This window comes from Streptomyces sp. NPDC048182, assembly GCF_043202555.1.
In the GTDB taxonomy this organism is placed as follows: domain Bacteria; phylum Actinomycetota; class Actinomycetes; order Streptomycetales; family Streptomycetaceae; genus Streptomyces.
Genome location: NZ_JBIDAQ010000005.1, coordinates 442,302 through 450,237 on the forward strand (window position 1 = coordinate 442,302; position 7,936 = coordinate 450,237).

A 7,936-nucleotide genomic window follows, 5' to 3' on the forward strand; every position below is an offset into this window, starting at 1 on the left:
TCTCGCTCATGGGGCGAGCCTACGCAACCCTCCGGTCAGCGGGCCGGGCGCCACATGGTGGTGACCTCGTGGCCGGTGGCGACGGTGACCGTGTCGCGGGGGACGAAGCCGACGCTCGCGTAGCGGGCCAGGTTCGCCGGGTTGGACGACTCCAGGTACGCGGGGGCGCCGAGCGCGTCGGCGCGGTCGAGGCCGTGGGCGAGCAGGCCCATGCCCAGGCCCCTGCCGCGGTGGTCGCCGTGGACGCCCAGCAGGGTGAGGTAGCAGAACGGCTCGTCGGGGCGGGCCGCCGCGAGCTGTTCGCCGATCTCCAGGACGGCGTCCGCCACCTCGGGGCCGGCGGCCCGGGTGAGCAGGTCGCCCATGCCGTCCTCCTCCTCGGGGGTGAGTTCGAGGCCGCCCGGCGGGATCCACACGGAGACGGCCTCGGCGCCGGGGGTCACGAGCGTCCAGTCGTAACGCAGCGCGGAGGTGACGTACCGGCGCCACATCGCCGCGGCCTGCTCGGCACGCCGCCCCTCGTCGGGGAAGGCGGGGCCCCACAGCGGGTCGTGGAAGAAGGCGTCGGTCAAGGTGTCGACCATCGCGTCGACGTCCGCGGCGGTGGCCTCCCGGGCGGGGACGGGCCGGTCGTTGCTGGTCATCGGCGTACCGTAACCGGACACGGCCGTCTCGCGCCCGACGGAATCCGTCGCGGGGCGTCGTGAGGCGTCGCGGGGCCGGCCGCCGCCGGCCCGCTAGCGGCCCTTGACCTCGATCTCCACGAAGGCCAGCGGCGCCGTGCCCGCGTTGACGACCTCGTGCTCGCCGCCGGCCTGGCGGGCGTAGGACTCGCCGGCCCTGAGCAGCGACGGGGTGACCGTGCCGTCGGGGGAGACGACGTCGGTGCGGCCGTCGGTGAGGGGGACGACGACGTAGTCGTACTCGTGGACATGGCGGCCGGTGCTCTCGCCGGGCTGGAAGTCCCAACGGGTGACCCGCGTCCGCTCGTCGTCGTGCTGCACGCTCGCGTGGGCCGTGGTCGTCGTCATCGAGCTTCTCCTCGTTCTTCTCGTTCGGGGGGCGACGGGCCGCCCCATCAGCCCATTCTCATCCTGGGGATGCGCCGGCCCGACTCCGGCCCCTCAGGCTCCGCCCCGTCCGGCCGCGTCCGCCCGGCACCAGCGGGCCAGGGCGTCGCCGATCCGCTGCGGTTCCGGTACGTCCGTCAGCCCCATCGGTACGGCCGCGGCGGCCAGGGCGCGGTGCAGGCGGCCCGCCGCGCGGGGCAGGGACGGCCAGCGCGGGGCGGCGCCGCGGTCGCGGAGGGAGAGGGCGACGCGGACCACGTCCGTGTAGACGGACTGCGCGCGTTTGAAGTCCAGCAGCGGGCCCAGGTCGTGGTCCAGTCCGCGCGCGCTGCCCGGACGGACCGCCTCCACCGTGTCGCGCCAGTCGGCGATCACGCGGTCGCGCTGCCCGGCGGGGTAGCGCATCAGGTAGAGGTGGGTGGCCAGGTCGTAGAGCGGGTCGCCGACCATCGCCAGCTCCCAGTCGATGGTCCACAGCCGGCCGCGCGGGTCGATGACGAAGTTCTCCCGGTGCAGGTCGGCGTGGAGCAGGCAGAACGGGCGCGGGGCGAGGCCCAGCACGTTCTTGCGCAGGTGGGCGAACGATTCGTCACCCACGCCCAGTTCGCCGAACAGCGTCCCGAAGCGGTCCCGGTACCGTCCCCAGACCTGCTCCTCGGCGAAGGCGACCAGGCGCTCCAGGAACCCGTCGGTGTCCTTGTCGTCGGGGGCGTCCAGCGGGGAGCAGCGCCGGTCCACGTGCAGGGTCTCGGCGGTGATCGGCACCAGCTGGCCGAACAGCCGGACGATCTGCGCGAGGACCGGCTCGGGCACCCGCCGGCCCCACCACCAGTGCGCGCCGAGCGTGCGGCCCTCGATGAACCGCTGCATCCCGAGGCCCTCCACGTCCACGACCTCGGGCACCTGCTCCACCCGGCCCCCGAGGCCGCGCAGCAGCTCCTCCTCGGAGGCGAAGCACCGGCGGTCGAACCACTCGGCGGTCGCGCGCGGGCTGCGCAGCTTGACCCGGCCGATGCCGCCGGGGGGCGAGAGCACGTACGTCTCGTGGTGGTACCCCTTGAGGGGGCCCCGGACCGCGGACGAGTCCCCGCTCATCGCCTCGGCCCGCCCCCTGGGGGAGGCGGACGGCGCCAACTCCGGTGTCATTGCGTGCGTTCAGCCGATCCGGTGGTGCTCGTGGGACAGGAGAAGGGCACGCTATCCCACGGTGGTCGAGGCGGGCCGGGGAATCACCGGAAGCCCCCCGCACGGCTCCCCGGCCCTGGGACCATGCGCGGCCCGCGCGCCCCTCACCCGAGCCGCCGCAAGAGCCTCCCGTTGCCAGAGCTTCCCGTTGCCACCGGCCAGGGCGACGGCACCTCCTCCGCGACGCTCGACGACCAGCTGGCGGCGGTGGTCGCCGCCGTCGACGCGGCGCCGGGCAGGCCGCTGGTGGTGGGCCACTCCGCCGCGTCGAGCCTGGCCTGGCCGGCCGCCGACCGGCGCCCGGAGAAGGTGGCCGGGGTGGCACTGGTCGGCGGCTTCCCCGCCCCCGACGGGCGGGCCTACGCCGACTTCTTCGCGGTCGAGGACGGCGTCATGCCCTTCCCGGGCTGGGGCCCCTTCGCGGGAGCGGACTCCGCCGACCTGGACGAGGAGACGCGGCACCGCCTCGCCTCCGTCGCCGTTCCCGTGCCCGAAGGGGTCGCCCGGGGAGTCGTACGCCTGGCCGACGAGCGGCGCTTCGAGGTCCCCGTCGTGGTCGTCTGCCCCGAGTTCACCCCCGCCGAGGCCAAGGCGTGGATAGCCGGCGGCGACAGCCCCGAACTCGCCCGCGCCGCCCGCCTCGAGTACGTGGACCTCGACTCGGGCCACTGGCCGATGGCCACCCGCCCGCGCGAACTGGCCCGCGTGCTGGCGGAGGCCGCGAGGTCGGTCGCCTGAGGCGCCCTACCCGCGCAGCAGGTTCAGCGGCTCCTCCAGCGACCCGACCACCACCCCCGCCCCCGCCTCCCGCAGGGCCGCCTCCCTGCCCGCGTCGCGGGCGTAGCCGAGGAAGGGGACGCCGGCCCGGCGGGCGGCCTCGCAGTCGGTGGGGGCGTCGCCGATGAAGAGGGCGGTGCCGGGCGCCGCCGCCAGGTCGTCGAGGGCGCGCAGCAGGGTGTGCGGGTCGGGCTTGAGCTGACGGAGCTGTCGGGTGCGGCCGTAGACGTGCGGGCCGAAGCAGTCGAGCAGGCCCCGGCCGGCGAGGTAGGCGCGCGCCACCCGGGGCGCGTTGTTCGTCGCGACGGCCGGGCGGACGCCCAGCGCCGTCCAGGTCCGGATCAGCGGGTCGGCCCAGGCGGTCGGCATGGCGGAGGCGGCGGCGCGCAGCTCCTCCTCGGTGAGCCGCTCCTCCAGCTCCGCGACCAGCCCGCCCCCGGGGCGGGCCCGGTCCACCGCGCGCAGCACCGCGTGCGGGTCGCCCGAGGCCCGCTCCCGCTCGGTGAGCAGCCCGGCCAGGCCGTGCTGCTCCAGCACACCGACCAGGACGGCCGCCACCTTCTCGGCCGGGTGGCCGGCGAAGAGCCGGCAGACGGGGCCGTCCAAGTCCCACAGCACGCAGCGGGCGCCGCGCACCAGGCGCCCTAACTCGTCAGAAGTCATCAGGAAAGTGTCATGCTCGTGGTGATGGTTTCCCAGAGGGCGTCGAACCACTTCTGGGACTCCGCCACGAACGCCGCGTCCCGGCTGCCGACCGGACTGCCTGCCGGACTGCCTGCCGGACCGCCGGGCCGCTTGGCGGCGAAGGAGAACAGCAGCGACTGCGAGCCGAGCGCGTCGTACATCTCCAGCGTCCGGCTCTCGTACTCCTCCTCCCGCCGCGTGAGCAGGTAGTAACCGAGCAGCGCCTCCTCGCCGTTGAGCAGGTACAGCTTCATCGGCGCGGTGAAGGGCAGCGCGCGGAAGGCGATCCGCACGTCGATGTTCTGGGTGGAGCGCACGGCGTGCAGGTTGTGCTGGAGCACCCGGGCCTGGGCGTTGCGCATCTGGAGCCAGCGCTGGTGGACCGGGTCGTCCTCGGCGCGCTCGACCAGGACCGGGAAGGCCAGCGGGATGTCCCGGGAGGGCATCAGGACCCGGAAGTCGATCGACTCCGGGCGGATGCGGCCCTCGTGGATCAGCCGGAGCGGCTCGCTCAGGGCCAGCATCAGCGTCTCGGAAGTGTGGCAGACGACGTCCACCCGGACCCGGGGCGCGGCGAAGGCGGCGGTGAGGCGGGGGCCGAGCGCCACCATCGTCGGCTGCGGCTCGCCCCGGGTGGGGGCGGGCTCGGCGATGCGCGGGGGGCTGCCCTTGCTGACGTTGCTCAGCAGGCCGTCCTCCTGGAGCGCCCGCAGCGCCTGGCGCACGGTGCCGCGCTCCACCCCGAACTCCTCGGCCAGTTCGGCCTGGGTGGGCAGGCGGTCGCCCGCCTTGAGGTCACCGCCGCGGATGCGTTCCCGCAGGATGTCGGCGATCTCCTGGGACGAGAGCCTTCTGCCGCCGTTCACGGACACGTTCTCCTGAGTCACGACCAAACGCTACAACTGCGTTCTATCTAAGGGGAGTTGTTTGAAAGTTGTTTTGAGATAGCCGCCAAGTGGGCACAAGTTAAGCATAGTTGGTTGCCAACTTGGCTCAGTTGGTGGAGGTGTCACCGCCCGGTACCGCAAGGGGGAGTCATGCCCGTCCTCGTCCTCTTCTCCACGGTCTTCGTCATCGGTTTCGAGCAGCTCGTGCAGTGGCGGTACGGCGTCACGGGGCTGGTCGGCCTGCTCCTGCTCACCATCGGCATCAAGGCCAAGAGCCCGGCCGTCAGCTCCGCGGGCGCCGTGCTGCTCGCGCTGCTCGTCGCCGGGGCGCCGCTCATGGCGTGAGCCGGAGTTCCGTGCTGATCGTGCCCCACAGCGCGTCGAACCAGAGCCGCGACTGCCGCACGAACGCGGCGTCGCGCTCGCCCGCCTCACCCACCTCGCCCGCCTGCCCCGTCCCGCTCGCGAAGGCGAACAGCGGCGCGTGGATGCCCTCGGCGTCGTACACCTCGGTCGGCCGCCGGTCGATCTCCTGCTCGCGCCGGCCGACGGTGTAGTACGCGAAGAGCGCCTCGGCGTCGTTGAGCAGGTACAGCTTCACCGGCGGGGTGAAGGGCAGCGCCCGGAAGGACACGCTGACGTCCACGCCGTGGGTGGCGCGCAGCGAGAGCAGGTTGTGCCGCAGGACCTGCCCCTGGGCGTTGCGCATGGCCAGCCACCGCTCGTGCACCGCGTCCCGGTCCCCGTCGAGGCCGGCCACCGGCACCGGGAAGGCCAGCGCGATGTCCCGGGCCGGCAGCAGCACGCGCACGTCGACCTTGGCCGGTTTCAGCCGCCCCTCGTGGACCAGGCGCAGGGGCTCGCCGATGGCGAGGGTCAGGGAGACCGCCGTGAGGCACAGCGCGTCCACCCGCACCTCGCGGGCGGCGAAGGCGTGCCCGACCCGGTGGGCGAGGGCCGCCGTGGTGGGCCGGGGCGCCGCGCCGGGGCCCGGCCGGTCCCGCCCCGGGTCGGGCGCGACCGTCGCGGGGCTCCCCTTGGACACGTTGGTCAGCAGCCGTTCCGACTGCAGTATGCGCAGGGCCTGCCGGACGGCGCCGCGCTCCACCCCGAACTCGTCGGCGAGCTGCGCCTGCGTGGGCATGCGCCGGCCCGGCCGGAGCGCCCCCGACCTGATCCGGGCGCGCAGCTCGTCGGCGACCTCCACCGGGCTCGGCTGGGGCCGCGGCGGCGTCTTGCGCCCGTTGACAGGGGCAGGTTCCGGCTCCACGACCGCACCCTACAACTTCCCGCCATCTTCCGGCAGTTCTGTCGAAGGTGGTTATGAGTCGCGTCCAAGTGGCTATAACTAGAGTGAAGTTGGCAGCCAACTTGAGCAGCCTCAAGCAACGTGGTCGCGCCATCGAGGTGTTGGCCACCAGGTGACAGGGGGACCACCGACATGCCGCTCATCGCCATCGTCCTCGCCGCTCTGGCCATCGGCTTCGAGCAGCTCGTGCAGTGGAAGTACGGGCCGATGGGCATCATCGCCTTCGTCGCGCTCTCCGTCGGCATCAAGGCGAAGAACACCGCGATCGGCGGGGTGGGCGCGGTGATCCTCGTGATGCTGCTCGCCCAGTCCGGCTGACCCACCTCACCCGCGTGCCGGGCCCCCTCCTGGAGGGGAGCCGGGAGCCCGGCGGGCGGCGGTACGACACGCTACGGAAACCCGTCCCGACCAGCGGAAGGAGGCGTCAGAACAGGCGTCGGAACAGGCGTCAGAACATGTCCGGGCACCAAGGACGCCTGGACGTACGCAGCAGGGCGTCGGCCAGCCGGGCGGCGCCCGCTCGTTCTTCCCGCACCCGGCCGAGCGCGGCCAGCCGCACGGCCGACTCGTCGCCCAGCCACAGCGTCGCGAGGTCGGCGACGTCCAGCGCGAGGTCCGCGTCCTGGGTGGCCGGGGTGACGGAGGCCGCCCCGTCCGCGCCGGCCTCGATCCGCCAGCGCCCGCCCGCGGTCCCCGTCCGGTCGGCGACCTCGAGCACCAGGGTGCCCTCCCCCTCGTATGTCCGCGCCTCCAGCGCCGCCACGACGTCCAGGACGCGCACCCACAGCCAGTCGGCCCGCGTGGTGATCCTGGCCGCGCGCGGGTCGGGCAGGAGGTGCGGGAGCAGGTCGTCGGGGGCCCGCCAGCCGCTCTTGACCGTGGTGACCCAGTCGACCGAGCACAGGTAGTGCCACAGGGCGCGCTCGGCGTCCGGGGTGACGGCGAGCAGCCAGTCCACGGTCGCCGTGTTGAGCGGCTGCTTGGCGTCGCCCCAGTGGTCGTCGGCGCGGTAGGCCGCCATGCCGTCGACCTCGCCGGACGCCGAGCGGTACACCGCGAAGAACGGCGCGACCCAGGGGCCGCTGTCCCGGCGCAGCTGCCCGGTCCTGCCCTGCCACCACCGGTCGGTACGGCTGACCGCGCCGGGTTGCCGCCGGCGCAGCCGCTCGTGCAGCTCGGGGCCGAGCTTGCGGACGTCCTCCCCGTCGACCAGGTCGATCCGCCCGCCGCACTCCGGGGCCGCCCAGCGGGGGTCGAGGCCGGCGCGGGGGACGTCGACCGACCACTCGGTCATGGTGGTGGCGGGGCCGAAGCCGTGCCGGCGGTAGATCGGGTACTCGGCCGCGATGAGGGTCGCGACGGCGTCCCCGCGCTCGCGGGCCGCCGCGAGGTCCTGGTCCATCATGCGGGTGAGCAGGCCGCGGCGGCGGTGGGTCGGGGTGACGGTGACGTTGGAGACGGCGTCGGCCCGCACGGCCGCGCCGCCGACGGCGGTCAGCTCCTGGTCGAAGGACCGGAAGGTCGCGACGCAGCGGGCGCCGTCGAAGCCGCCGAGCAGCCGGCCCGGGACGAAGTCCCCGCGCCGCGCGGCCAGCTGCTCCTCCCCCACCTCGGGGTTCTGGAGGAACCCGGTGGCCAAGGCCCGGTTCCAGTCGGCGAACTCGTCCTCGGTGATGGGTCGTACGTCGATGTCGTCACGGCGGCTCATACGCCCACCCTAGGTCTGCGCCGCGGCCCCCGTCGCGGGCATTTACCCGTCGCAACGGGACGCCGGCGGGACTGCACCCCCCAGGGGCGCGGGGCTGTATCGATCTGCGGCTCCGCCGCGCGGTGGTCCGACGTGACGGCAACGCCCCAGGGGCGCGGGGAACTGCGCGACCAGCCACGACGCACCCGCACCCGGCATCGTTGCGCAACCCGGCACTACGGGGGGGGCGTGGCGCAGCCCGGCGCTGCGGGGTGCCGCTGCGCCCACCCGTGCCGCCCCAGCGGCACGACTGCCCGCAGCTACGCGGGAGGGGTGG

General features: G+C 74.2%; 10 protein-coding genes. 3 read left to right on the forward strand and 7 right to left on the reverse strand.

What is annotated here, in order from left to right:
- Positions 1–35: 35 nt before the first annotated feature.
- The 3 genes from ACGFZL_RS13340 to ACGFZL_RS13350 all read right to left on the reverse strand — a co-directional run bounded on the left by ACGFZL_RS13340 (position 36) and on the right by ACGFZL_RS13350 (position 2,165).
- Complete coding sequence (locus ACGFZL_RS13340) at positions 36–644, reverse strand: GNAT family N-acetyltransferase (RefSeq protein ID WP_355172531.1); 609 nt, start codon at positions 642–644, stop codon at positions 36–38.
- A gap of 93 nt (positions 645–737) precedes the next feature.
- Positions 738–1,031 (reverse strand): cupin domain-containing protein, encoded by a 294-nt coding sequence (locus ACGFZL_RS13345; RefSeq protein WP_393691195.1) that lies wholly within the window; start codon positions 1,029–1,031, stop codon positions 738–740.
- Between the two features lie 93 nt (positions 1,032–1,124).
- The gene (locus ACGFZL_RS13350) at positions 1,125–2,165 is read right to left on the reverse strand and encodes a phosphotransferase (protein WP_393691197.1); all 1,041 of its coding nucleotides are present in this window, start codon (positions 2,163–2,165) and stop codon (positions 1,125–1,127) included.
- A gap of 222 nt (positions 2,166–2,387) precedes the next feature.
- Between ACGFZL_RS13350 and ACGFZL_RS13355 the strand changes: the two genes are divergently transcribed.
- On the forward strand, positions 2,388–2,993 hold the full coding sequence (locus tag ACGFZL_RS13355) for an alpha/beta fold hydrolase (protein WP_393691199.1): 606 nt from the start codon (positions 2,388–2,390) through the stop codon (positions 2,991–2,993).
- Positions 2,994–2,999: 6 nt separating this feature from the next.
- Here the strand turns inward: ACGFZL_RS13355 and ACGFZL_RS13360 are convergent, their stop codons facing one another.
- Positions 3,000–3,695 carry an HAD family hydrolase gene (locus tag ACGFZL_RS13360; protein ID WP_393691201.1) on the reverse strand — a complete coding sequence of 232 codons (696 nt, stop codon included), beginning with the start codon at positions 3,693–3,695 and terminating at the stop codon, positions 3,000–3,002.
- Positions 3,695–4,609 carry a GntR family transcriptional regulator gene (locus ACGFZL_RS13365; protein ID WP_393691203.1) on the reverse strand — a complete coding sequence of 305 codons (915 nt, stop codon included), beginning with the start codon at positions 4,607–4,609 and terminating at the stop codon, positions 3,695–3,697. Before ACGFZL_RS13365 ends, ACGFZL_RS13360 begins: the two co-directional genes overlap by 1 nt.
- A gap of 144 nt (positions 4,610–4,753) precedes the next feature.
- On the opposite strand from ACGFZL_RS13365, the gene ACGFZL_RS13370 reads away from it, so the two are divergent.
- The gene (locus tag ACGFZL_RS13370) at positions 4,754–4,948 is read left to right on the forward strand and encodes a hypothetical protein (RefSeq protein ID WP_355172543.1); all 195 of its coding nucleotides are present in this window, start codon (positions 4,754–4,756) and stop codon (positions 4,946–4,948) included.
- Here ACGFZL_RS13370 and ACGFZL_RS13375 read toward each other — a convergent pair.
- Complete coding sequence (locus tag ACGFZL_RS13375; protein ID WP_393691206.1) at positions 4,938–5,873, reverse strand: GntR family transcriptional regulator; 936 nt, start codon at positions 5,871–5,873, stop codon at positions 4,938–4,940. The genes ACGFZL_RS13370 and ACGFZL_RS13375 overlap by 11 nt on opposite strands.
- A 171-nt stretch (positions 5,874–6,044) precedes the next feature.
- On the opposite strand from ACGFZL_RS13375, the gene ACGFZL_RS13380 reads away from it, so the two are divergent.
- Positions 6,045–6,230, forward strand: a complete 186-nt coding sequence (locus ACGFZL_RS13380; protein ID WP_355172547.1) for a hypothetical protein — start codon at positions 6,045–6,047, stop codon at positions 6,228–6,230.
- Between the two features lie 130 nt (positions 6,231–6,360).
- On the opposite strand, the gene ACGFZL_RS13385 is transcribed toward ACGFZL_RS13380, so the two are convergent.
- Complete coding sequence (locus tag ACGFZL_RS13385; protein WP_393691209.1) at positions 6,361–7,620, reverse strand: GNAT family N-acetyltransferase; 1,260 nt, start codon at positions 7,618–7,620, stop codon at positions 6,361–6,363.
- Positions 7,621–7,936: the final 316 nt, after the last annotated feature.